Below are 20,915 nucleotides of genomic sequence, written 5' to 3'. Positions count from 1 at the left end.
CCGCTCCGGGAATCAGCCCGGGATGATGCGCTCGTCGAGCTTGCGGTCCACGATCTCGACCGTGCGGTCGATCTCGGCCTCGGGCATGTCGAGCTGGTGCGAGATCAGCTTGAGCAGCAGGTCGACGCGCTCGATGTACGGCGCGCCGCTCTCCACCGCGCGGGCGGCCGAGGACGGCTTCAGGAGGCCCTCGGCCGCCTTGGCGTACTTCTCGAACGGCACCTGGTCGGCGGGGTCGGCACCGAGGCGGCGGGCCAGCGCGTCGACATGCTCGTAGATCGCGCGCGAGCGATCGAGGTCGCCGTGCACCGCATCGCGGATCGAGCGCGGGGCCTCGGGGGTGATGCAGCGATAGTTGCCGGTGAGCAGCATGGACCACTTCGCCAGCGGCACGAACAGCGAATCGAACACCTTCAGCTTCACGGGGACGTCGTGCCCGTCGACCCGCACCGCGTCGATGCCCGCTTCCAGCTCCCGGAGCAGTTTGTTGTGCTCGGGGTCGGCGAAGGTCGCCGCCTTGAAGTTCGTCGGCAGCCCGACATGGAGGACGTTGGCGGGCTCGTCCGGCGGGCGGAACGCCTGCGGATCGGGCGAGCACAGCGACATCAGGCCCGGCTCGAAGCGGTCCCAGACGCCGGCATTGGTGTAGGCCTCGCGCAGGTCCATCTTCGCCAGCGCCGGAATCCGCTCGAGATAGGGCAGCGGCGGCATGTTCATGATCGACAGGCACGGCAGCTTGGCCGCGGCGATCTTGATCATCAGCACACGGATCGTGTGGTTGTTGTACTGCGGCTCCTGCATCGCCAAGCCGACGAGGTCGTAGCGCGACACGTCGACGTCTTCGGGCGGCATCGCGTCGACCTTGCCCGGCAGGTCGCGCGAGTGGAACGCCCGGTGCGTGGCCTCGTCGCGCAGCTTGATGCGCACCTCGGTGCCCTGGCTGTTGATGAGATCCGCGGTCTTCCGACGACAGACGAGCGTCACGTCGTGACCGGCCATCAACAGCTTCGTCGCAAGCAGCGAGCCGTAAGATGCCCCGAGGATCAAGATTCGGCGCGGCATGATTTCATCCCTGAGAGTTAGGTTATTGTTTTTGCGTCGGACGATCATCCGGCGTGTATCTGGTATACCCAGTCGTCCGGCTCGCACGCAAGCCACGCTTGGCTTGACGCGCAACGCGATCCACGGCGCCGACGTGGCGGCAGCGCTCTCGTTCAGCGCGACTTATCGGGTCGGCGCCGGGTCGGCGGCGTCATCGCCCCGGCGCAGGGTGATGCGCGTCAGCTCGGAGGGGCGCCCGAGCCTCAGGGCGAAGCCAGGCCAGAGCCCGGTGCCGTTGTTGACGTAGAGAATCATGCCCCCGACCGCGTAGCGGCCCGAGACGAAGCCGCCGTTGGCGCGGGCGAACAGCCGGTCGAACCCTGCGATCATTCCGCCATGGGTATGGCCGGAGAGCTGCAGCGCGACGCCGCGCGCGGCCGCCGCCCGCGCGCCCTTGGGCTGATGGTCGAGGAGGATGATCGGCGCGCCCGGAGGCGCGCCCGCGAGCGCGGCGTCGAGATCGGGTCCCGGGTGGCCGGTCTGCGGCGCCGAACGGTCTGTGACGCCCGCGAGCACCAGGGCGGCGTCGCCGCGCCGCAGCACCGTGTGCCGGTTCGCGAGCACCCGCATGCCGAGCTCGGCATCGTGCCGCATCCAGGCGGGGTAGTCGAAGAAGTACTCGTGGTTGCCGGGCACGATCCAGACGCCGTCCGGCGCGCCGAGCCGGGCGAGCGGCGCCACGTCGGCGCGACGCGAGGCCAGCGCGCCGTCGATCAGGTCGCCGGTGATCACGACGAGGTCCACGCCGAGGCGGTTGGAGCGCGCGACCACCTGTTCGGTCCAGGGGGCCGGGAAGAGCCGGCTGATGTGGAGGTCGGTCAGCTGCAGAAGCGTGTAGCCGTCGAAGGCGTCGGGGAGGTTCGCGATCCGCACTTCGACGTCCAGGAGCGGCGGCAGCCGTACCGCCTGCCGCACCGCCAACGCCGACAGCAGCAGCGCGAGCGCAGCCGCCCCGTCGCGGCAGGCAGCGGGGATCGCCCAGCCGCCGAACGGCCACGCGACCAGCGCAGCGGCGTCGAGCGCCATCTGCATCCCAGCGAGCAGCAGGATGGCGCCGAAGGCCCCGTTGAACAGCACCACCAGCCAACGCGGGAACTCGGGCGCGAACACCGAGCCGGAGGAGAGGCGGCACCACAGGTGGTACTGCGAGGCGACGAGCAGCAGCACCGCCACGGCGGCCTTCGCCGCGGGCGGCCCCGGCAGCGGCCAGAGCACCCGCGTGACGACGTACAGGCAGGGGAGGCTGAAGATCAGATGGAACATGGCCGTCCGGCTACGCCGAAAGCCGGCACCGGGGCCAGGGCCTTCGCATTCGGGCGCCAGCGCGCGGCGCCTCGCGAGGCGCCGCCGACAGGGGCGTCAGGCTGCGGTCAATCGCGGAATCGCGGAGCGGAGCCTGGAATATCCGCGGTTCGAGAGCGGCCAGGCCGCCTCGTCCCAGGGTCGGCGCAGCCGCAAGACCGCTTCGGGCAGCACTGCCGCCGACGGGCCGACGGGCGCCCAGGCGGTGACGACGGGAAGCGCCCCGGCCCAGGCGCCGGTCGCCGGTCCCGCCGAGCAGTCGAAACGGGCCGCCGCCCGGTCCAGCGCATCGCGCATCGCGGCGGCGTCCGCCGCCCGGACGGCCTCGGACGCCCCCTCGGCATGCGCGATCAGCCCTCCGACCCGCACCACGCGCGCCGCGCCCAGCGGCAGGCTCTCCGGGTGCAGGTCGTCGAGGTGCAGGAGCAGGGCGACGTCGCCCGAGGGCGCGGCGTCGGCGGCCGGCAGGGCGACCTCGCGCGGCGGCATCGGCTCGTCGAGGGCGTCCGGATACTCGTCGAGGTTTCGAGGGTCGAAGCGATCCTCCGTGTAGCGCCGGATGTTCTCGGCACGCGCCACGTAGTGCTTGCCCCGCGTGTGCAGGCCCGCCACCCAGCGCCAGGACAGGGTGTTGCTCGCCGGGTCACCGTCGAGGAGGTGGCGCAGGAAGAAGTCCGCGCCGAGCGCCCAAGGCAGGCGCAGGGTGAAGATCCAGATCGAGGCGAACCACATCCGGGCATGGTTGTGCAGCCAGCCGGTCTCGACGAGTTGCTGCGCCCAGTCGTCGAAGCCGTCGATGCCGGTCCGGCCCGCGATCGCGGCCTCGAAGGTCCGGCGTAGGCCGGGCTCGGCCGCAAGCCGCCCCCGGTCGGCCGCGGCAAGCGCCAGGAAGTCCGTCCAGGCTGCTGGATGGGTCTCGAGATGGCCCTTGAAGTAGGTCCGCCAGAAGACCTCCGACACGAACTTCTCCGCGCCGCCATCGCCGAAGGCGGCTTCGGCGGCGGCCACGACCTCCGCTTCCGTCACGAGGCGCCGGCGCAGGTAGGGCGAGAGCGCCGAGGTGGTCGGCCGCGCGTCCGGCCCACGGTCGGTGTTGCGGGCGGCGGCGTAATCCGCCCCTGCCTCCGCGAGGAAGGCCGAGAGGCGGTCGAGCCCGGCGGCGCGAGTCATCGGAAAGGTGAGGGGAAAGCTTCGATCCATGCCGTCGAGCTAGCGCGGCGCGAGAGGGCATGGATGCGACCGATTTCCCTGAAAACCCCCGGTGCCGGGATCGGTCCGGCTCCGGGGGGGATTGCGCTCAGGCCGCCTCGGGCAGCCGGTCGAGGAACTTGTCCAGGGTCAGCGGATAGTCGCGGACGCGGATGCCGGTGGCGTTGTAGACGGCGTTCGCCACCGCCGCCCCGACGCCGCAGATCCCGAGCTCGCCGACGCCCTTGGCCTTCATCGGCGAGGACATCGGATCGACCTCGTCGAGGAAGATCACCTCCTGGTGCGGGATGTCGGCGTGCACCGGCACCTCGTAGCCCGCGAGGTCGTGGTTGGCGAAGAAGCCGCGCTTGGTGTCGACCGCAAGCTCCTCCATCAGCGCCGCGCCCGTCCCCATCACCATGCCGCCGATGACCTGGCTGCGAGCCGACTTCGGGTTGAGGATGCGCCCGGCCGCGCATACGGCCAGCATCCGGCGGACGCGGATCTCGGCGGTGTCGGCGTCGACGCCGACCTCGACGAAGTGGGCGCCGAAGGTCGATTGCTGCTGCTTCTTGGACAGGTCGCCGAACTCGATCGTGTCCTCGGCCGACAGCGCGCCCTGGGCGGCCGCCTCGCCGAGCGGCACGGCGCGGTTGCCCGCCCGCACTTGCCCGTCGGCGAACACGGCGTCTTCGGAGTTGATGCCGAGCCGCTGCGCCACCGCCTCGCGCAGCTTCACGCAGGCCGCGTAGACGCCCGCCGTCGACGAGTTGGCGCCGAACTGCCCGCCGGACCCCGAGGAGACCGGGAAGGCGGAATCGCCGAGGCGCACCACGACCCGGTCGAGGGTCACGCCCATCATCTCGGCGGCCGTCTGGGCGATGATGGTGTAGCTGCCGGTGCCGATGTCGGTCATGTCGGTCTCGACCGTCACCGTGCCGTCGCCGTCCAGGCGCACCCGGGCGCCGGACTTCAGGACCATGTTGTTTCGGAAGGCCGCCGCCATCCCGTGGCCGACGAGCCATTGGCCGTCGCGGACCTGGCCGGGGCGCGGGTTGCGCTTGGCCCATCCGAAGGTTTCCGCCCCGAGCCGCAGGCAGCCGACGAGGTCGCGCTTGGAGAACGGCCGCTTCGGGTCCTGCGGGTCGACCTGGGTGTCGTTGCGGATGCGGAACTCGACCGGGTCCATCCCGAGTTTCTCCGCCATCTCGTCCATGGCGACCTCGAGCACCATCAGGCCCGGCGCCTCGCCGGGCGCCCGCATCGCGTTGCCCTCGGGCAGGTCGAGGTGGGCGAGCTTCATCGCGGTCAGGCGGTTGGCGCCGGCGTAGAGCAGCTTGGTCTGGCTCACAGCCGTCTCGGGATCGCCGTCGGGAAGGTTCCCGGACGTGCTCTCGTGGGCGATGGCCGTGATCGTGCCGTCCTTGGTCGCGCCGATGCGCACCCGCTGGATCGTGGCCGGCCGGTGCGTGGTGTTGTTGGCGATGAGGGGACGCGTCAGCGCGACCTTCACCGGCCGCTTCAAGGCCTTCGCCGCGAGGGCGGCGAGCACCGCGTCGGCGCGCACGAACAGCTTGCCGCCGAAGCCGCCCCCGACATAGGGCGAATCGAGGCGGACGTTCTCCTTCGGCACGCCGAGGATCTTGGCCAAGCTGCCGTGGCCCCAGCCGATCATCTGGTTCGAGGTCCAGAGCGTGACCTTGTCGCCGTCCCACGCCGCGATGGTCGCGTGCGGCTCCATCATCGCATGGCTCTCGTCGGCGGTGGTGTAGCGCTCGTCGAGCGTGACCGGCGCCTGCGCGAAGGCCCCCTCGAAGTCGCCGACGCGCTCCTCGCCGTCGCCGCCGCTGCCCTCGCCGCTGTCGCCCGGCACGGGCGGAGCGCCCTTCGCCTCGACGGCGAGGTCGAACTTGCCGGCATCCGGGGTGTAGTCGACCGCGACCAGGAAGGCTGCCGCGCGCGCCTGCTCGAAGGTCTCGGCCACCACCACGGCGACGGCCTGATGGTAGTGCTGGATCTGGTCGCCGCCGAACAGGTAGGCGGCGTTCATCATGCCCCGCTCGAGCCGCGGGGTCTCGAGTGTCGTCACGATCCCGAGCACGCCGGGGGCGCGCTTGGCGTCCTCCGTGTGGATCGCGCGGACGCGGCCCTTGGCGATGCTGGCGCCGAGCACGTAGCCGTAGGCCTGGTTCGCCGCCACGTCGTGGCGCTCGTAGGCGTAGGGCGCCGTGCCGGTGGTCTTGTATTTGCCGTCGATGCGGTCGGTGGGCTTGCCTACCACCTTGAGTTGATCGATGGGATTCTGGCCGGCTGGCTGATCGAACTTCATGGCTCAGGCCCTGGCTTGGTTGAGCGCGGCGGACAGGGTCCGCTCGGCGAGCTTCAGCTTGTAGGCGTTCTCTTGGGTCGGCTCGGCGTCGGCGAAGACCGCGTCCGTCACCGCCTTCGCCCCGCGCGGCAGGTCGGCCTCGGCCGCCTCCACCCGCCAGGGCTTGTGCGCCACCCCGCCGAACGCGACGTGCCCGGCGCCGTCCTTGCCGAGGATCGCCGCCACCGAGACCAGCGCGTAGGCGTAGGAGGCGCGGTCGCGGACCTTGCGGTAGATGTGCGTGCCCGCCACCGGCTTCGGCAACGTCACCGCCGTGATCAGCTCGCCTGAGCGCAGCGTCGTGTCGAGCTCCGGCGCGTCGCCGGGCAGGCGATGGAACTCGGCGATCGGGATCCTGCGCTCGGCGCCCTTCGCATCGATCGTCTCGACGGTGGCGTCGAGGACGCGCATCGCTACCGCCATGTCGCCGGGATGCGTGGCGATGCAGGCGTTGCTCCCGCCGACGACCGCGAGTTGCCGGCTCACCCCGTCGAGGGCCGAGCAGCCCGAGCCGGGCTGGCGTTTGTTGCAGGCCTGGGCCGTGTCGTAGAAGTACGGGCAGCGGGTGCGCTGCAGCAGGTTTCCGGCTGTGGTCGCCTTGTTGCGCAGTTGCCCCGAGGCGCCGGCGAGCAGCGCCCGCGAGAGCACGCCGTAATCCTTTCGGACGCGCGCGTCGGCGGCGAGGTCGGTGTTGCGCACCAGCGCGCCGATGCGCAGTCCGCCGTCCGGCGTCGCCTCGATCCGGTCGAGCCCGAGCCCGTTCACGTCGACGAGGTGGGTCGGCGTCTCGATCTGCAGCTTCATCAGGTCGAGGAGGTTGGTGCCCCCGGCGATGAACTTGGCGTTCGGCGTGGCGGCGACGGCGGCTGCGGCTGCGGCCGCCGTGTCCGGGCGCTCGTAGGTGAAGGACCTCATGCGTGCCTCCGGCCGGTCTCGAGGCCGGCGACTTCGCTCATCGCCTCGACGATGTTGGAATAGGCGCCGCAGCGGCACAGGTTGCCGCTCATGCGCTCGCGGATCTCGGCCTCGGTCACGGTGGTCTGCGCGGTGAGGTCGGCGGTGACGTGGCTCGGGATGCCGGCCTCGATCTCGGCGAGCACCGCGACGCCGGAGCAGATCTGGCCCGGCGTGCAGTAGCCGCACTGGTAGCCGTCGTGGCGGATGAAGGCGGCCTGCATCGGGTGGAGGTTGTCGGGCTGGCCGAGCCCCTCGATGGTGGTGATCTCCGCGCCCTGGTGCATGACCGCCAGCGTCAGGCAGGCGTTGATGCGCCGACCGTCGACGATCATCGTGCAGGCGCCGCACTGGCCGTGGTCGCAGCCCTTCTTCGAGCCGGTGAGGCGCAGGTGCTCGCGCGCCGCATCGAGCAGGCTGGTGCGGGTGTCGAGCTCGAGTTCGCGACGCTCGCCGTTGATCGTGAACGACACCGTCGCAAGCACCGGCTGGCCCGTGGCGGCGCCCTCGGCGCGGGCGCCCGAGGGAAGAGTGGAAAGGGCCGCCGCCGCGGTCGCGGTGGCGACCACGTCGCGTCGGCTCATGTCGAGGTCTCCAGGTCGTCCCATCATGGTCTCCGAACCTGTTGCGGGGGGGGGCGACGGCCGCCGCAGGGCGTCGCCATCGAAATCGGAAATGCCGGGGGCAACTCGGACAGCCTGGATAAGCTCCAAACGACCGCGGACTTCCGACGCGGGCATTTCGCCTCGGCGAGAAGCGGATGGGTCGGCATGGCGAGGGCGGCGTGCGGTCCGTTGCCGATTCGGGTCCGAGCCGACGGTCTCGGTCGCCACTTGATCCATGATTTCAGCGGAGCCGCCCCAATTCGGGCTTGCGTAGGCAGGTGCGCGGTCGGCGCAGACAGAACCAAAGTTTGCCGCCGGCTTCGACCGTCATGTGCTTGTGCGGTTGGATGGCGGAGGCGAGCGCCGGGGCGATGGGCGGGACCCGGTCCCAGAACCGTACTCGGGCCTTCCCAATCCCAAGGCGCGCCGCAAGCTTGCAAGGGGCCTTAAGCCTTGCGCCGGTCCTCGTTCCGAGGGTCAAACGCCCGGCTCGGATCGGCTTCACGCGAGAAGAAATTTTGGGAAGTGCTGCGGGGCGGCGACCGCCTAACCGTCGTGCTCGACGGCCGAGGCCACGTCCTGCGTTCGGCACGTCCTCGGGCGCGCGACCGACCCCAGCGTGACGATCACGTCTTCGTTTTCGGTTCCACGCTGCTGCCGGGCGGGAGGCCGCGCAACGGCAGATCCGATAGGGCGAGGTTCCGCGCTACGGATTTGCGATCGACGCGGTCTCCTTCGCGGAAGAGACCGGCCGCGCCGTGCGTAGAATATTCAGACCGTCAAACGCGATCCGCCGGAGCCCCGCCCGCGCCGGAGGCGGGCGGTGTTCCGGCGCAAGGTGGCCGCGGGCTCGTTCGAGGAGCCGCGTCGGCCGTCCGATCGCGGGATCAGCGGGCGGCGCTGGCCTCGGCGACCACCTCGACGACGCGGCGGGCCTCGACGGGCTTGGCGGCGATGACCGGCTGCGGCGTGGTGAGCATGTCGCTGGTCGCGCGGGTCTGCCGGATCGTCCGGGCCTGCTCGCGGTAGAGCGGCGGGGTGAGGTTGAGCGGCTCGCCGGCCATCGCGGTGCCGGCGACGAAGGGCGCCGAAACGAGGGCGACAACGGTGAGGGCGTGGGTGAAGCGCATGACGAATCTCCGGTTGGGTCGCCTGCAGAGCCGACCGACCAAGAGATTGAAACACGGAAATGGTGCGGTGCGATATGCGGATTTTGCAACGCAACATAATGCAGGAAATTCGTAGTTCTTCTTTTATACTGCCGCCCTTCGACCGCATTCGTCCATCGAAGACCAAGTCACGCCATGCGCTGCGCGCACATGGCAATAAAACGGCGGCGCAGTATCAAAAATATCTTGTCTGGGACTAAAAGATAATTTGTGAGGCTGTACGCGTTCAACGCGCGACGACTGAAAAGTCGGTTGTACCGTCCGACACCCCGAACCCGCCGCGGTCGGAGCCGCATCACTCGACCGACGCCGGAGGAGTGGTTGCGAGGCTGGCGGCGGCCTTGACGATGGCGAGAACGTTGCGGCGCGTCGCCGCGTCGGAGATGCCGGCGAAGGTCCGGACCAGGCTCATCACCTCCGGGTCCTGCAGCAGGTGCTGGATCGACTCGCGTCCGTCGACGGCCTCGGCCGGCTCATCGAAGAAGGTCGAGACCGGTACGCCGAGAAAGTCGGCGATCGCCTGAAGGCGGGCGGCGCCCACGCGGTTGCGGCCCTTCTCGTATTTCTGGACCTGCTGGAACGTCACCCCGAGAGCCTGACCGAGCGCAGTCTGGCTCAGGCCCTGCGCCGTCCGATACGCCGCGATGCGGCTTCCGATCGACCGATCGCCATCGGTGGTGAGCTTCGGCGCATGCGTGGGCATCATCGGAACGGTCGCTTTCAGGTCGGAGGAAGCCGAGCCGGCGTCGTCGCCGGTCCGGACACGACCCAATACGCATTGCGCGCGATTGAGTTTCACACCTGAGATCAACCCGGGGTTGCAAATTCGACATAGCTTGACCGTTAGCCGGTCGCTGTGCCTGCGCAGATGCTACTGTTGCGACCCGCCGTCAGTATTCGTCCTCCGCCGCAGGCGGGCTCCGCGCGGTCCGTTCGCTGCAAGCGTTTACTGCGCTGACCAACACCTCTCGCGACGTTGCAAGCAGCGAACGTGAGAGAAAAGGCATCGTCGCCCGCGGTCGATCTCATCCGGCTGCGACCTGCGATCACTCTGCTGGCCTACGGCCGATCGGTGATCGGTCAGGCTGCGATCGGCGAGCGCCGCATCGTCGAAGCTTCGCCTTCCGCGATCGTCCGGCTGGCGCGGTCGATCGCCCGGCGCAGGATCACGATCGTATCCTCGACTGCGGTCTTCGTCGATAGCTTCGCTCCCTCGGGCCCGGTCAAACCTCGAAGGGCTTGGACGAGCGAATGCTCGTAATGGTCGAGCGCCTCTTCGGCCCGTCCACCCGAGAGTTCGCCGAGGCGGACCAGGGCGACCTGCAAGGCGACGCCGAGGAAACCTTCGACGGCTCGTTTCTCGAAGCCGGCGCTGCGGTCGACGGTCATGATGCGATCTCCCTAGGCGGCGCGGACGTGCGACGGGCGTCCATGCGCCTGGTCCATGATCTCGGCGATGCGCTCGCCGACCGCGAGCGCGATCACCTCCGAGCGCTCGCCTTCGGACCGGGTCCGGCACAGGAGGGTGAGGACGTCGGTCACCCGTTGCTCCATCACCGCCAGGAGCGCGGCCGCGGCCTGGGGTTTGGCCGCCTGCACCACCGCCGCGAGGTCGTAATAGGCGTCCTCGACAAGACGGAGCGTCAGCCTCTCCACCGCCTGTTCTTCGAGTTGCGCAAGACCAGCCACGTGATCACCTGTCTTCGAGAACCTGTAATATCAACTTCCGGTTGCAATGGTTAACGCGCCGTAAACGAAACGCCGGTTCGTCGCCGGACGAAAGTCTACGGCGCGAGGTGTGGCTCGCGAGAGGCGGCATGCTCGGCCTACAGGTCCATCAGGCGACGAGTGGAGTGGGATAGTTTGGTCCACCGGTCGTCAGGGTCTCCGCGACCGGCAACCGAGACCGCGACCACCATGAGGGCGCAGGGCATCATCAGTGCGGCGATCAGCGGGAGGTACATCGGCCAGACGCAATCGAGGGTTGTTTTCTTGGTTATCCCTCGTCGTAGTAAAGGCTTCGTTAAAGCTGCGTTCTCTTCGCACTCTATGCTTCTGAGCGTCTTGAACGTCGTTCGCGCCCGCCGAAGGGGAAAGGCACTTGAGCAAAGCGGGGGCATTCGCATCACGGGAGGCGCGCGCCTCACGTTAGACACCCTCGACTTCGCCGAAAGCGTCATAAGTGAATCCGATTCGGACGATATGCCGGCGAAAAATCGGTCCACCTGCCGTCAATGCTTTGCCTCTTCGGCGAAAGCAGCCAACTGTTCGGCAAGATCCAGAAGAAGCATGTCGAGGAGTAGGCGCGTCTTCGACGACGTATGCGCTTCAAGCCGCTCGCGAGCCTGTATCAGCAGGTCGACGGCGTCGCCAATGGCGCCAATGGTCTCTTCCTGCACCTTGACCTCTATCGCCATTGTGACCGTGGGGTTACATCTTGCGTCGTTCGATGCATAAGGCTAGTCCTGCCCATCACCAATATGGGTCATATCCCGCCAGAGTGCTCGGTGTCGAGGACTCTGTTTACATAGGTTAGCGATGTATGCCGGGGGGAGCATGGTCCGATACTACTTCGACATCCATGACGGCATCGACCTCCGGGACGAGGCGGGCACGGAGCTGTCGGACATCGAGGCGGCGCGGGCGCACGCGATCTCGTGCGCAGCTCGCTACGTCTCCGACCTCGATGGCGACGGACGCGGTGGCTTCATCGTGGTGACGATCCGCGACGCCGACTCCACGCTGCTCACGCTGCGCCTCGTCTGCCACATCGAAACCTCCGGCTCGTCCGCGGTCGAAACGATCCACGCCCTGCGCCGTCAAACCCAATGATCCCGGCCGCCGGCGCGGCACGTTCGTGTAGGCGGCTGCACCGGCCCGTCCGCGCCGTATCACCCCCGCCCGATGCGCCGACCGACCGCTCGCCATCCGCAGCCCGGATCGTCAGATCAGGTGAAGGTAGGACGGGTCGAACTCCGCAGTCGTCGCGAGCCCGCTCCAGTCCTGAATGATCAGCTCGCGGCGGTGGAGCGTGACCAGCCCCATCTTCCTGAGTTCCTGCAACGAGCGGTTCGCGTGCACCGACGACAGGCCCAACGCGTCCGCCAGTTCGGCCTGGGTCAGCGGCAGCAGGTAGCGCAGGTCGTCCGCCAGGGCGACCGTCCGCAGGCGGACGTACATCTCGCAGAACAGGTGCGCCATCCGGCCGACGGCCTGCCGCCGGCCGAGGCTGATCACCCGCTCGCGGCAGCGGGTGGCGTCGATCAGGGTGTCGCGCCACAGGGCCATCGCGACGTTGGTGTTGCTCTGGATCAGGGCGCGCATGTCCTTGTGCGCGACGAAGGCCACCGTGGTCTGGGCGATCGCCACGAGGCCCTGGTCCATCACGTGCAGGTGCAGGCTCTCGATGTCCGGCATGTCGCCGGGCACGTAGAACGCGAAGATCTGGCGCTGCCCGTTGGCGAGGGTGCGGCAGCGATAGGCCCACCCGTCCAGGATCAGGCAGCACTGCTTGGGCGCATCACCCTCGTGGACGATGCTGGTGCGCCCCGGGAAGGTGCGGACCGCGAATGGCAGCATCCCGATCGCGCCACGATCCCTATCCGAGAGCTGCGCGGTGCTCGCCAGTTTGCGGATCAGCAGCGCGGGCGGCGACTGGTCGGAGCCGAGCGCGTCGCTCACCAGCGGATCGATCCGAGGCGCGGCGCCCGCGCGGACATCGGACGCCCGGCATCCCCGGAGATCCGGGTGCGTCGGCCGAAAGGTCGAAGCGCGCGGAACTCGCCGCTCCCGCTCACATCGGTCCAGCTGTCGCCATCCTCGCGGGCGAAATGAGCGCAGGGCAACGTCGTCTCCGATGGGCGAAGGGGCGGGTATCCCGATTGGCCAACCAGAGATTGCGACCGGCCCGTCCTTCGAGCCGCATAGCGAAGCCCTCGCGTCTCTACGTTATCATAAGTTAAATCTGCAATGCCTGGTTGAAGCAGGGATGTCGCAAGGGAAGGACGGCGCCAGTCCCGTCGTCACGGGAAAAGCTCGCGGCCTATCCCGCGGTGTCTCGGCGATCAGCGCCGACGAGGCCTCCCGATGCCCCGCGCGGGAGCCCGATCGCGGCGCTCTGTGATCGGCCGGTCCGGTGCCGGCCGCCCGATTCGAAGCCTACGCCGCCATCAGCCGCTTGGTATTTTGGGCTACGTGCTCGCGGTATCGCGCGATCACGACCTCGGGCGAGCCGCCCATCATCAGCGTGCCGGCGGCCTCGATGCCCGCTTGGATCTTCTCGACCACCATCGACTGCATCTCGGCCGTGCCTTCGCGGCCGCCCCAGGCGAGCCGGACAAGGCGAAGCTCGACGACCTTCTGGGCTTCGAAGGCGAGCATCATCGACGAGAAGAAGGGATTGTACACGGCGTACTCCAGGCCGCTGACGGACGCGGCGCTGATCAACCGGCGCACCCGTCGAAAGGTCCCGGATCACTCGGCGACTCCGACGTAGCCGCGATCCGGGATACCGCGCGCCGGTCCGGAAGCGTCGGCGAAAATCTCCCCTCAGCCGAACGATCCGACGGCGGGCAGGGCCTTGCTGGTCGTGACCTTTCGGGCGCCGAGCGCGATGTGCGGGATGCGGGTCAGCGCCGTGCCGTACTGCTCACGGATGTGCTTTGGGACGAGCGGCGGCACCGAGGCGGATCCAGGGGCGATCCGTGCGGCGGCGCGGTGTTCGAGGTTCGACATGGTGGCTCTCCGGGTCGGGCGCACCGGGGTGCGACGGTCCATGACTGCGTTGCACCAGAGATGGGGCGCGCCGTGCTGCAGTGCAGCGAGGATGCATGCCGCGCGGCGATCTGTCCGTCCTCGTCGACGGCGGGATTCCGGCGAACCCGGGCGTCGCACGGTGCGGACGCTGAGGCTTGTACGCCCGCCGGCATGACCGCCTCGTGAAGCTCCGGCGAGACCCGTCGCGTCGGCCCCGCAAGCGGCCTTGATCGGTCCGGCGCACAAACAAAAAGCCCTGCCGGGCGAGACCGGCAGGGCCATCGGACGATCGAAAAAGGCCGTTCGACGGTGGTCAGCAGTCGTTGCTGCCCGGCTTCACCACCTTGCCTTCCGCCGGCTTCTGCTCGCCGTCGGCCGGCTTGGTGCCGGCGCCGACGTTGTTCAGGGCGCCGACCGTTCCGGGCGTCTCGGCCTTCGCGCCGGGTGTGGTCTTGGCGGTCGAGGTGCCGTCGGCCAACGAGCTCTTGTCGGCGGAGGACGACGCGCCCTGGTTGTTGGTGGTCGTGCCTACCGCGCAAGGGGCGGCGAAGGACGCGCCGGCCGTCAGCATCAGGATCGCGGCGGCGCCGGAAAGCGTGGTGATCTTGGTCATGTCTTCTCCCAGTGTGTGCCGAGAGAAGCCGACCTAGGAACGAGAGTTCCGAAACGGCCGCAGGAACCTCTTGAGGCCTTTGGCCGGATCCGCCTCGTCCGGCGCATCCGACGTGTCATCGTCCGAGTCGCCGGTCGGCGAAACACCGTCGCGATCGAGCCCATGCAGCACCTGGAGCAGCATCGGCGGCAGGGCGATGTCGTGGTCCTGCAGGAGGCGCGCCGCGTCCGCCAACGCCGCGACCTGGACCGCCGGCACCGGCCGCTTCATGATCTGGGCATCGAGCACCTCGTCGGACAAGGTTCCGATGAGGCGCAGGACCTCGGACATCTGTGTTGCGTCCCCGTGTTGCTCGGTCATGTTCGGTCCCATCAATACGCCACAGGTCGAGACCGGTACAGATCTCCTCATAAGAACGGCCAGAGACGCGCTCAGTTCTCCGGCGAGCAGATGGCACCGGAAGGTCCGAGGACGACGTCGCCCTGCTTCGGGTTGTTCACGGTGAAGGGCGCCGTATTCGTCGTCCCGAAGAAGCCCGGGCCGAGCTCCGGCTGGAAGAACCCGTCGCCGAACTTCATGAAGCAGCGGTCGAGCACCGCCTCGTAATCCAAGTGGAGCCTTGCGGCCTCCCGTCCGCCGGCGACCGGGCGTCCGAAGCGGTCCACCGATGAGCAGTACGCCGTCAGGTCGATCTGCCCGGGCCGCGACAGGCGCACGGTGGCCGAACGCCCCGGCGGGACGACGAAGGCGGGGCCTCCGTCCTGGCTCGCCACCAGCACGGCGGTCGAGCGGTTGTAGACCCGCCGCAGGCAGTCGGCGGAGGCGGTGCTTGTCAGGCTCGCCGCGACGACGGCCGAGATTGCCAGGGCCTTCACGCTCTTCGATCGGATGCAGGTCATGACAGGTCTCGCGGTGTTTCTCGAAGGCGAGCGCCCTGGGCGCCGCCGATCCGGGTCGTCAACGCGGAAGCGGCTGTGACGATCAAATTTTGCTGGGAGTTCGTTCACGTAGCGAGGGACGTCGCACCAGGCACGGCAGAGCCGACCGCACAGCTTGACATATATCTGTTCTGCATCTTAGTTAGATGCAGAACAGATATATGGTGTCGCCATGGACGAGGATGCCTTTCTGAAGGCCTACGATCCCACCGCTTTCGAGCGGCCGGCGCTGACCGTCGACCTCGTCCTGCTCGGTCTTAGCGATGGCCACCCGGCGGTGCTGCTGATCGAGCGCGCCGAGCACCCGCATGCCGGGCGCTGGGCACTGCCGGGCAGCTTCGTTCGACCGGACGAGACCCTCGACGGGGCGGCGGCGCGCGTGCTTCGCGACAAGGCCGGCTTCGATGCGATCGAGGCCGAGCGGACGCGCCTGGAGCAGCTCTACACCTTCGGCGCGGTCGATCGGGACCCGCGCATGCGGATCGTGACGGTCGCCTACCTGGCACTCCTGCCCGAGGCCGTGTTCGCGCAGGTCGAAGAGGAGAACGCGGCGCTGTCGGCGGCCCGCATCGCCGTGTCCTGGGCCGGCGAGGCGGGCGGGCCCGTCGCAGCCTTCGCGGTGCGCGACCGGGCGGGCCACGAAGCCCTGCCGCTCGCCTTCGACCACGCCGACATCCTCGCCCTGGCGATCCTGCGGCTGCGGGGCAAGCTCGACTATTCCGACGTCGGATTCGCGCTGCTGCCGGAGAGCTTCACCCTGCGCCAACTTCAGGACGTGCATGAGGCGATCCTGGGCACGTCCCTGAACAAGCCCGCCTTCCGCCGCCGGATGCTCGACCGCGGCTGGCTCGTCCCGACGGGCGCCCGCGAGGCCGGCACCTCGTTCCGGCCGGCCGAACTCTACCGTTTCCGCAAGCCGCTCTGATTCCAGCGAAAGGAGGCTCCCATGGCCACGATCCGCAACCTCGGCCCGGTCGCCCAGCTCAGGAGCGAGGCGAGCAGCCACGTCATCCGCTACCGCAACGGCCGCATCCGGCAGAGCGGGCGCGGCCTCGTGTTCTGGTTCCGGCCAGAGACCGCGAGCATCAGCGAGGTGCCGATGGACGACCGCGAGACCACTTTGTTCGTGCGCGGCCGCAGCCGGGACTTCCAGACCGTGGTGGTCCAGGGCACGATCGGCTGGCGCGTCGTCGATCCGGTGCTTCTGGCGAGCCGTGTCGACTTCTCCCTCGGGCTGCGCACCGGCCGCCCGCAGGGCGAGCCGATCGAGCGCATCGAGGCGCGGCTCGGCGGCATCGCCGGCCAGACGGTGATGCAGGCGATCGGCGGGAGCCCGGTCGGCACCCTCCTCGACGCCGGCCCCGAGCCGCTGCGCCTCGCCCTCGAAGCCGTGCTGGGGGCGGCCCCGGCGTTGGCGGAGATCGGCATCGCCGTGGTCTCGGTGCGGCTCACCAACCTCGCGCCGTCGAGCGAGCTGGAGCGCGCGTTGCAGACGCCGACCTTCGAGGCGTTGCAGCAGAAGGCCGACGCCGCGACCTTCGCGCGCCGCGCCCTCGCGGTCGAGAAGGAGCGGGCCATCGCCGAGAACGAGCTGGAGACGCGCACGGAACTGGCCCGGCAAGAAGCCGTGCTCATCGCGCGGGAGGCGGAGAACGCCCGCGACCGCGCCGCCGGCCTCGCCGAGGCGCAGGGGCTCGAGGCGGCCGCCGAAGCCGAGCGCATCCGCCTCGTCGAGGGCGCCCACGTCGAGGCCGAGCAACGCCGGGCCGCGATCTACCGCGACCTGCCGCCCGCCGTGCTCCTCGGGCTCGCCGCCCGCGAGTTCGCGGGCAAGCTCGAGACCATCGAGCACCTCAACGTGACGCCGGACCTGCTGGCCGCCGCGCTCGGCGAGTTCCGCAGGCCCGCGCCGTCGCCCGCCTTGCCGCGCTAGGGGCGTGGCATGATGGGAGGCGTGCCATGAGAGGAAGCGTGCCATGAGAGGAAGTGTGCCATGGCGGTGATCGCCCCGCGCGCGGTGTTCGTGATCCGCGAGACCGATTACGAGGCGCTGCTCGCCCGGCACGCGACCCGCGGCCAAGCCCGGTTCTTCCTGGGGAGCCGAGGCCAAAACCTGGCCGAGGTGGAGGCGCGCCACGCCCGCTTCCACGCAGTGCTCGCGCAGGCGCGGGCGGCGGTGCCGGGGGAGTGGCGACAGGCGCTGGCGCGACGCGGCGACCTCGACCGCTTCCTGTTCGCTCCCGAGGATGTGGTCGTGACGGTGGGCCAGGACGGGCTCGTGGCCAACGTGGCCAAGTACCTGCGCGACCAGCCGGTGCTCGGCGTCAACCCGGCGCCCGACCTCTACGACGGCGCCCTCGCACGTCTCGCGGTGGAGCGCCTTGGTGCGCTGCTGCCGGCGAGCGCCGCCGGGGCGGCGCCGGTCGAGCGCCGCACCCTGGTGGAGGCGGTGCTCGACACCGGGCAGCGGCTGCTGGCGCTGAACGAGATCTTCGTCGGCCATCGCAGCCACCAGTCGGCGCGCTACCGGATCGAGGCGGAGGGCGCGGCCGAGGACCAGTCCTCGAGCGGGCTCATCGTCGCCTCGGGGACCGGCCTGACCGGCTGGGCCCGCTCGATCGGGGAGGCGACGCGCCTCACCCTCGGGATCGGGGCGGAGGAGTCGGCGGTGGGCTACTGGGTGCGCGAGCCCTTCCCGAGCGTCGCCACCGGCACCACGGTGCGGGCGGGCAAGCTCGCCGGCACGGCGCTGTCCATCACCTCGCGGATGAACGAGGGCGGCGTGGTCTTCGCCGACGGGATCGAGCAGGACTTCATCGCCTTCGATTGGGGGCGGCGCGTCGAGCTCGGGCCGGCCGCGCGCAGGCTCAACCTCGTCGTCGCGTGAGCGCGCTGCGGTTCAGGCCGTGGGCTCCGCTGCGACCGCGCCCCAGCTTCGCAACGGAAAGGCCCAGTCGTAGGCCAGGTTGAAGAGGAAGGCGTACGCCACGTAGAAGCCCGCGATCGCGAGGTCCATCACCAGCGCCTCGACCAGCGAGATGCCGAGGTACCAGGCGATCGGCGGCAGCAGGATTACCAGCAGCCCGGCTTCGAACAGCACCGCGTGGCCCACCCGCAGGAGGAGGCCCTTGCGCGTGTGCCCGGTCAGCCGCTGCAGCGCGCGATCGAAACCGAGGTTGTAGACGTAGTTCCACGCCATCGCGACGAGCGCGCTGCCGACGCCGATCACCCCCATGTCGGAGGCGGGAAGGCCGAACAGCGTCGAGCCGAGCGGGATGACGAGGGCGAGCCCGATCACCTCGAACAGGATGGCGTGGCGGATGCGGTCGCGTGTGGTTCGCATGGTCTCGTCTCGTAAAGCTGGTATAGGTTGAGCGCGTTCTATCTGCGATACTCGTGCTCGCAAGTTGGAACCTATCTCGGAATTCGATGGATGGCGGTCTCCCTCGACCAGCTCCAGGCCTTCGTGGCGGCGGCCGAAGCCGGCTCCTTCTCGGGCGCGGCGCGCATCCTGAGGAAGGCGCAATCCGCCGTCAGCACCCAGGTCGCCAACCTCGAAACCGATCTCGGCCTCGCCCTGTTCAGCCGGGCCGGCCGCAATCCGGTGCTGACTCCGGCGGGGGAGCGCCTGCTGCTGGAGGCGCGCGTGGTGCTCGACCGCCGCGAGCACCTGGTCGGCGTGGCGCGCAGCCTCGAGCAGGGGGTGGAGAACCGCCTCGTGGTGGCGATCGACGAGCTCTACCCCGAGCATGCCCTCGGCGCCCTGTTCGCGGACTTCGCCAAGGCCTTCCCGAACGTCGAGCTGGAACTGCTGTTCCCGCTGATGGAGGATGTCAGCCGCATGGTGCGGTCCGGCGCCGCCGACCTCGGCGTGATGTGGCGCCAGGAGGTCCTGCCGACGGAACTCGGCTTCCAGACCATCGGCTGGGTGCCGCTCAAGCTCGTCTGCGGCCGCGACCATCCGTTGGCGAAGGCGCGGGTGGAATGGGAGGAGCTGAAGCGCCACCGCCAGATCCTGGTCGCCGCACGCGGCGACGGGCCGGAGAAGCGCCGCCTGCGGGTGGCCGCCGAGGTGTGGTGGGTCGAGAGCCACTGGGTGATCCTGGAGATGGTCAAGCACGGGATCGGCTGGGCCTTCGTCACCGACCACGTGATCGCCGCCTCGCAGACCGCGCCCGACCTCGTGACGCCGGACCTGCAGTTCGACGCGGGCGACTGGCCGATCGCCCTCGAACTGGTCTGGCACAAGCAGCGGCCCTGCGGCCCCGCGGCCGCCTGGTTGCGCACGCGCTTTGCGGCCGAGCGCGTCGGCAGCCTCTCGGGCGAGAAGCCGCCGAGCTGAAAAGCGACTTCGCCGGCCCCCCGCGCGGGCCCGTCAGGGCTCCGCCCAGGCGGTGTGGACTGGGCCGGCGGCGGTGTCGGGCTTGGCATCGCCGATGAAGATCACCACCGGCCCGTGCTCCGCACGCCGCGGATCGTAGAAGTCGAGGAGGTCGGGGTAGAGCCGCTGGACGAAGGCCGGCCGCACGCCCGCCCGGCGCATCAGGTGGTCGATGACGACCTGGTCGCCGTGCACGCCGTTCGGCACCGGCCCGCAGGAGCCGGCCGCCATCCAGCGTTCAGGCTCGGCGGCGAAGGCGGCGTGGAGGAAAGCGAGGTCGTCGCCATCCCAGCGCAGCAGCGCGCTGGAGAGCCGGTCCTTGTGGAAGTAGTCCTCCATCGCGGCGAGGCCCGGCTCGGCCAGGGCGTCGGCCGGGCCGGTGAAGACCGTGTCGAGGTCACACAGCAGCGTCGTCCCCCGCGTCAGGCCGGGGCGGAACGCCTCCATCTTCGCCCACCACGCCGGCCAGCCCTGCCGAAGCGCGACCCGCTCGACCCCGGGGACTTCGAGCGGAAGGTCCGTGAGGCAGAGGATGCGGTCGAAGGCCGGGGCATGGCGCCGAACGCCCCGGGCAAGGCGTTCGACCCAGGTCGCGTCGTAGCGGCCGCCGCCTTTCAGGACGGTGACGAGCGTCGTCATGCGAGAAACCTCATCGTCCGGCTTCGTGCAGGCGGAGCCGGCCCGCCGCCTCGGCCTCCGCGAACCAGGCGCGCTCGGCCGCCCACGGATGCCCGGGCCAGCCGGCGAAGCCGAAGCCGTAGGCGTCGACCGGCTCCGATCCGGCGGGCCGCGCGAGGAGGAGCGCCAGCGTCACCAGGTATCCGGTGCTCGGGTTCGGCCTGCCGGTGGTGCCGGGAGCGAGGCGACGCCGTCCTTCTTCGTGCAAGGCTTCGGGCAGGACGTGGACCGGCTTGCCCAGGGGCGCGAGCCGGGCCAGCGCCTCGCGGGTCCAGCAGGTCTGCTCGGGCCGGTTGTGCTCGGCGGGGAGCATCGGGAACGGCAGGATGAAGGCTTGCGCTGCGCGAACCACAGGGCGATCGAGGAAGCGCGGATCGGCCAGCCACGCGCGCATCTGCCCGCCGCGGTTGACGAGGGCGAGGTGCGTGACGCGGGAGCCGGCGGCTCCGCCGAAGCCCGCCACGTTGTTGAAGCGCACGATGCAGGCCGCCGCGTCGATCGCGGCTGCGGCCTCGACCCCCGGCGCGTTGCCGACGACGGCGAGCGGCCGGTCGAGGCGCGGAAGCGCGTCGCCGACGAAGGACGGATCGACGGGAGCGTTCACGTGCGGCAGGGGTTTGCGGACTTTGTGCGGGGAAAAGCGGAGGTATGGCGTCGGCCCCGCGCGGCAAGCCGGGGCAGGTCGAGGATCGGAAATCGATGATGCGCCGCTGCTTCGTCTGCGCCGCCGACATGCTGGAGCCGAGCGGGCGGCACCTCGCGTATCCGGGCGGCGAGCGCCGCGACTTCCCGATCGCTTGCGCGTCCTGCGGCCTGCTGCTGGCGCCGGACGCCGACCCGGCCCGCTGCCGCGCCGACCTCGC

The 20,915-nt window shown here is 69.8% G+C and carries 25 protein-coding genes and 1 pseudogene; 6 read left to right on the top strand and 20 right to left on the bottom strand.

Annotated elements, in window-relative coordinates; genetic code table 11:
- Nucleotides 1-12: 12 nt before the first annotated feature.
- The 11 genes from FV229_RS11350 to FV229_RS27370 all read right to left on the bottom strand — a co-directional run bounded on the left by FV229_RS11350 (nucleotide 13) and on the right by FV229_RS27370 (nucleotide 11,086).
- Complete coding sequence (locus FV229_RS11350) at nucleotides 13-1,062, bottom strand: 2-dehydropantoate 2-reductase N-terminal domain-containing protein (RefSeq protein ID WP_147752076.1); 1,050 nt, start codon at nucleotides 1,060-1,062, stop codon at nucleotides 13-15.
- Between the two features lie 162 nt (nucleotides 1,063-1,224).
- The gene (locus FV229_RS11345) at nucleotides 1,225-2,364 is read right to left on the bottom strand and encodes a metallophosphoesterase (RefSeq protein ID WP_147752075.1); all 1,140 of its coding nucleotides are present in this window, start codon (nucleotides 2,362-2,364) and stop codon (nucleotides 1,225-1,227) included.
- 96 nt (nucleotides 2,365-2,460) lie between these two features.
- Nucleotides 2,461-3,573, bottom strand: a complete 1,113-nt coding sequence (locus tag FV229_RS11340; protein WP_147752074.1) for an FAD-binding domain-containing protein — start codon at nucleotides 3,571-3,573, stop codon at nucleotides 2,461-2,463.
- A 127-nt stretch (nucleotides 3,574-3,700) separates the two neighbouring features.
- Entirely contained in the window at nucleotides 3,701-5,920 is a 2,220-nt protein-coding gene (gene paoC, locus FV229_RS11335; RefSeq protein ID WP_147752073.1) for an aldehyde oxidoreductase molybdenum-binding subunit PaoC, read from the bottom strand.
- Nucleotides 5,921-5,923: 3 nt separating this feature from the next.
- A complete protein-coding gene (locus FV229_RS11330; RefSeq protein WP_147752072.1) occupies nucleotides 5,924-6,874 on the bottom strand; it encodes a xanthine dehydrogenase family protein subunit M in 951 nt (316 codons plus the stop codon).
- On the bottom strand, nucleotides 6,871-7,521 hold the full coding sequence (gene paoA / locus FV229_RS11325) for an aldehyde dehydrogenase iron-sulfur subunit PaoA (RefSeq protein WP_147752083.1): 651 nt from the start codon (nucleotides 7,519-7,521) through the stop codon (nucleotides 6,871-6,873). Before paoA ends, FV229_RS11330 begins: the two co-directional genes overlap by 4 nt.
- A gap of 884 nt (nucleotides 7,522-8,405) precedes the next feature.
- Complete coding sequence (locus tag FV229_RS11320) at nucleotides 8,406-8,648, bottom strand: hypothetical protein (RefSeq protein ID WP_147752071.1); 243 nt, start codon at nucleotides 8,646-8,648, stop codon at nucleotides 8,406-8,408.
- A 334-nt stretch (nucleotides 8,649-8,982) separates the two neighbouring features.
- Nucleotides 8,983-9,393 carry a helix-turn-helix transcriptional regulator gene (locus FV229_RS11315; protein WP_147752070.1) on the bottom strand — a complete coding sequence of 137 codons (411 nt, stop codon included), beginning with the start codon at nucleotides 9,391-9,393 and terminating at the stop codon, nucleotides 8,983-8,985.
- Between the two features lie 374 nt (nucleotides 9,394-9,767).
- On the bottom strand, nucleotides 9,768-10,076 hold the full coding sequence (locus tag FV229_RS11310) for a hypothetical protein (protein ID WP_147752069.1): 309 nt from the start codon (nucleotides 10,074-10,076) through the stop codon (nucleotides 9,768-9,770).
- Between the two features lie 12 nt (nucleotides 10,077-10,088).
- On the bottom strand, nucleotides 10,089-10,376 hold the full coding sequence (locus FV229_RS11305) for a hypothetical protein (RefSeq protein ID WP_147752068.1): 288 nt from the start codon (nucleotides 10,374-10,376) through the stop codon (nucleotides 10,089-10,091).
- A 542-nt stretch (nucleotides 10,377-10,918) separates the two neighbouring features.
- Nucleotides 10,919-11,086 carry a hypothetical protein gene (locus FV229_RS27370; RefSeq protein WP_187273660.1) on the bottom strand — a complete coding sequence of 56 codons (168 nt, stop codon included), beginning with the start codon at nucleotides 11,084-11,086 and terminating at the stop codon, nucleotides 10,919-10,921.
- 157 nt (nucleotides 11,087-11,243) lie between these two features.
- On the opposite strand from FV229_RS27370, the gene FV229_RS11300 reads away from it, so the two are divergent.
- Entirely contained in the window at nucleotides 11,244-11,519 is a 276-nt protein-coding gene (locus FV229_RS11300; RefSeq protein ID WP_147752067.1) for a hypothetical protein, read from the top strand.
- 111 nt (nucleotides 11,520-11,630) lie between these two features.
- Here the strand turns inward: FV229_RS11300 and FV229_RS11295 are convergent, their stop codons facing one another.
- The 6 genes from FV229_RS11295 to FV229_RS11270 all read right to left on the bottom strand — a co-directional run bounded on the left by FV229_RS11295 (nucleotide 11,631) and on the right by FV229_RS11270 (nucleotide 14,954).
- The gene (locus FV229_RS11295) at nucleotides 11,631-12,368 is read right to left on the bottom strand and encodes a Crp/Fnr family transcriptional regulator (RefSeq protein ID WP_246686182.1); all 738 of its coding nucleotides are present in this window, start codon (nucleotides 12,366-12,368) and stop codon (nucleotides 11,631-11,633) included.
- 477 nt (nucleotides 12,369-12,845) lie between these two features.
- Nucleotides 12,846-13,094, bottom strand: coding sequence for a hypothetical protein (locus tag FV229_RS11290; protein WP_147752066.1), 249 nt, complete (start codon nucleotides 13,092-13,094; stop codon nucleotides 12,846-12,848).
- Nucleotides 13,095-13,235: 141 nt separating this feature from the next.
- The gene (locus FV229_RS11285) at nucleotides 13,236-13,421 is read right to left on the bottom strand and encodes a hypothetical protein (RefSeq protein ID WP_147752065.1); all 186 of its coding nucleotides are present in this window, start codon (nucleotides 13,419-13,421) and stop codon (nucleotides 13,236-13,238) included.
- Between the two features lie 334 nt (nucleotides 13,422-13,755).
- Entirely contained in the window at nucleotides 13,756-14,055 is a 300-nt protein-coding gene (locus FV229_RS11280) for a hypothetical protein (RefSeq protein ID WP_147752064.1), read from the bottom strand.
- 33 nt (nucleotides 14,056-14,088) lie between these two features.
- Entirely contained in the window at nucleotides 14,089-14,385 is a 297-nt protein-coding gene (locus FV229_RS11275) for a hypothetical protein (protein WP_147752063.1), read from the bottom strand.
- Nucleotides 14,386-14,486: 101 nt separating this feature from the next.
- Nucleotides 14,487-14,954 carry a hypothetical protein gene (locus FV229_RS11270; protein ID WP_147752062.1) on the bottom strand — a complete coding sequence of 156 codons (468 nt, stop codon included), beginning with the start codon at nucleotides 14,952-14,954 and terminating at the stop codon, nucleotides 14,487-14,489.
- Between the two features lie 211 nt (nucleotides 14,955-15,165).
- On the opposite strand from FV229_RS11270, the gene FV229_RS11265 reads away from it, so the two are divergent.
- From FV229_RS11265 to FV229_RS11255, 3 genes are read left to right on the top strand one after another with little or no spacing between them, the layout of a single operon-like run.
- Entirely contained in the window at nucleotides 15,166-15,918 is a 753-nt protein-coding gene (locus tag FV229_RS11265) for an NUDIX domain-containing protein (RefSeq protein ID WP_147752061.1), read from the top strand.
- Nucleotides 15,919-15,939: 21 nt separating this feature from the next.
- Nucleotides 15,940-16,926: an SPFH domain-containing protein gene (locus FV229_RS11260; protein ID WP_147752060.1), complete on the top strand. Its 987-nt coding sequence runs from the start codon at nucleotides 15,940-15,942 to the stop codon at nucleotides 16,924-16,926.
- A gap of 60 nt (nucleotides 16,927-16,986) precedes the next feature.
- Complete coding sequence (locus FV229_RS11255; protein WP_147752059.1) at nucleotides 16,987-17,880, top strand: NAD(+)/NADH kinase; 894 nt, start codon at nucleotides 16,987-16,989, stop codon at nucleotides 17,878-17,880.
- Between the two features lie 12 nt (nucleotides 17,881-17,892).
- On the opposite strand, the gene FV229_RS11250 is transcribed toward FV229_RS11255, so the two are convergent.
- Nucleotides 17,893-18,336, bottom strand: coding sequence for a PACE efflux transporter (locus tag FV229_RS11250; protein WP_147752058.1), 444 nt, complete (start codon nucleotides 18,334-18,336; stop codon nucleotides 17,893-17,895).
- A gap of 90 nt (nucleotides 18,337-18,426) precedes the next feature.
- Here FV229_RS11250 and FV229_RS11245 point away from each other — a divergent pair, with 90 nt between their 5' ends.
- The gene (locus FV229_RS11245) at nucleotides 18,427-19,335 is read left to right on the top strand and encodes a LysR family transcriptional regulator (protein WP_147752057.1); all 909 of its coding nucleotides are present in this window, start codon (nucleotides 18,427-18,429) and stop codon (nucleotides 19,333-19,335) included.
- A gap of 33 nt (nucleotides 19,336-19,368) precedes the next feature.
- Here FV229_RS11245 and FV229_RS11240 read toward each other — a convergent pair whose 3' ends face one another.
- Both FV229_RS11240 and FV229_RS11235 read right to left on the bottom strand, forming a co-directional pair.
- A complete protein-coding gene (locus tag FV229_RS11240; RefSeq protein ID WP_147752056.1) occupies nucleotides 19,369-20,013 on the bottom strand; it encodes a hypothetical protein in 645 nt (214 codons plus the stop codon).
- 10 nt (nucleotides 20,014-20,023) lie between these two features.
- Nucleotides 20,024-20,656, bottom strand: a complete 633-nt coding sequence (locus FV229_RS11235; RefSeq protein ID WP_147752055.1) for a hypothetical protein — start codon at nucleotides 20,654-20,656, stop codon at nucleotides 20,024-20,026.
- Between the two features lie 44 nt (nucleotides 20,657-20,700).
- Between FV229_RS11235 and FV229_RS11230 the strand changes: the two are divergent.
- Nucleotides 20,701-20,915: pseudogene (locus FV229_RS11230) on the top strand (hypothetical protein); the annotation flags it as partial.

This window comes from Methylobacterium sp. WL120 (assembly GCF_008039465.1).
GTDB classification, from domain to species: Bacteria; Pseudomonadota; Alphaproteobacteria; order Rhizobiales; family Beijerinckiaceae; genus Methylobacterium; species Methylobacterium cerastii.
The sequence above is the reverse complement of the archived record's forward strand: the minus strand, read 5'-3'. Positions and strand labels throughout refer to the sequence as shown.

Coding starts and splice junctions, on each gene's coding strand:
- FV229_RS11350 (WP_147752076.1), bottom strand. CDS start 1,062: ATGCCGCGCCGAATCTTGATCCTCGGGGCATCTTACGGCTCGCTGCTT.
- FV229_RS11345 (WP_147752075.1), bottom strand. CDS start 2,364: ATGTTCCATCTGATCTTCAGCCTCCCCTGCCTGTACGTCGTCACGCGG.
- FV229_RS11340 (WP_147752074.1), bottom strand. CDS start 3,573: ATGACTCGCGCCGCCGGGCTCGACCGCCTCTCGGCCTTCCTCGCGGAG.
- paoC (WP_147752073.1), bottom strand. CDS start 5,920: ATGAAGTTCGATCAGCCAGCCGGCCAGAATCCCATCGATCAACTCAAG.
- FV229_RS11330 (WP_147752072.1), bottom strand. CDS start 6,874: ATGAGGTCCTTCACCTACGAGCGCCCGGACACGGCGGCCGCAGCCGCA.
- paoA (WP_147752083.1), bottom strand. CDS start 7,521: ATGGGACGACCTGGAGACCTCGACATGAGCCGACGCGACGTGGTCGCC.
- FV229_RS11320 (WP_147752071.1), bottom strand. CDS start 8,648: ATGCGCTTCACCCACGCCCTCACCGTTGTCGCCCTCGTTTCGGCGCCC.
- FV229_RS11315 (WP_147752070.1), bottom strand. CDS start 9,393: ATGATGCCCACGCATGCGCCGAAGCTCACCACCGATGGCGATCGGTCG.
- FV229_RS11310 (WP_147752069.1), bottom strand. CDS start 10,076: ATGACCGTCGACCGCAGCGCCGGCTTCGAGAAACGAGCCGTCGAAGGT.
- FV229_RS11300 (WP_147752067.1), top strand. CDS start 11,244: ATGGTCCGATACTACTTCGACATCCATGACGGCATCGACCTCCGGGAC.
- FV229_RS11285 (WP_147752065.1), bottom strand. CDS start 13,421: ATGTCGAACCTCGAACACCGCGCCGCCGCACGGATCGCCCCTGGATCC.
- FV229_RS11280 (WP_147752064.1), bottom strand. CDS start 14,055: ATGACCAAGATCACCACGCTTTCCGGCGCCGCCGCGATCCTGATGCTG.
- FV229_RS11275 (WP_147752063.1), bottom strand. CDS start 14,385: ATGTCCGAGGTCCTGCGCCTCATCGGAACCTTGTCCGACGAGGTGCTC.
- FV229_RS11270 (WP_147752062.1), bottom strand. CDS start 14,954: ATGACCTGCATCCGATCGAAGAGCGTGAAGGCCCTGGCAATCTCGGCC.
- FV229_RS11265 (WP_147752061.1), top strand. CDS start 15,166: ATGGACGAGGATGCCTTTCTGAAGGCCTACGATCCCACCGCTTTCGAG.
- FV229_RS11260 (WP_147752060.1), top strand. CDS start 15,940: ATGGCCACGATCCGCAACCTCGGCCCGGTCGCCCAGCTCAGGAGCGAG.
- FV229_RS11255 (WP_147752059.1), top strand. CDS start 16,987: ATGGCGGTGATCGCCCCGCGCGCGGTGTTCGTGATCCGCGAGACCGAT.
- FV229_RS11250 (WP_147752058.1), bottom strand. CDS start 18,336: ATGCGAACCACACGCGACCGCATCCGCCACGCCATCCTGTTCGAGGTG.
- FV229_RS11245 (WP_147752057.1), top strand. CDS start 18,427: ATGGCGGTCTCCCTCGACCAGCTCCAGGCCTTCGTGGCGGCGGCCGAA.
- FV229_RS11240 (WP_147752056.1), bottom strand. CDS start 20,013: ATGACGACGCTCGTCACCGTCCTGAAAGGCGGCGGCCGCTACGACGCG.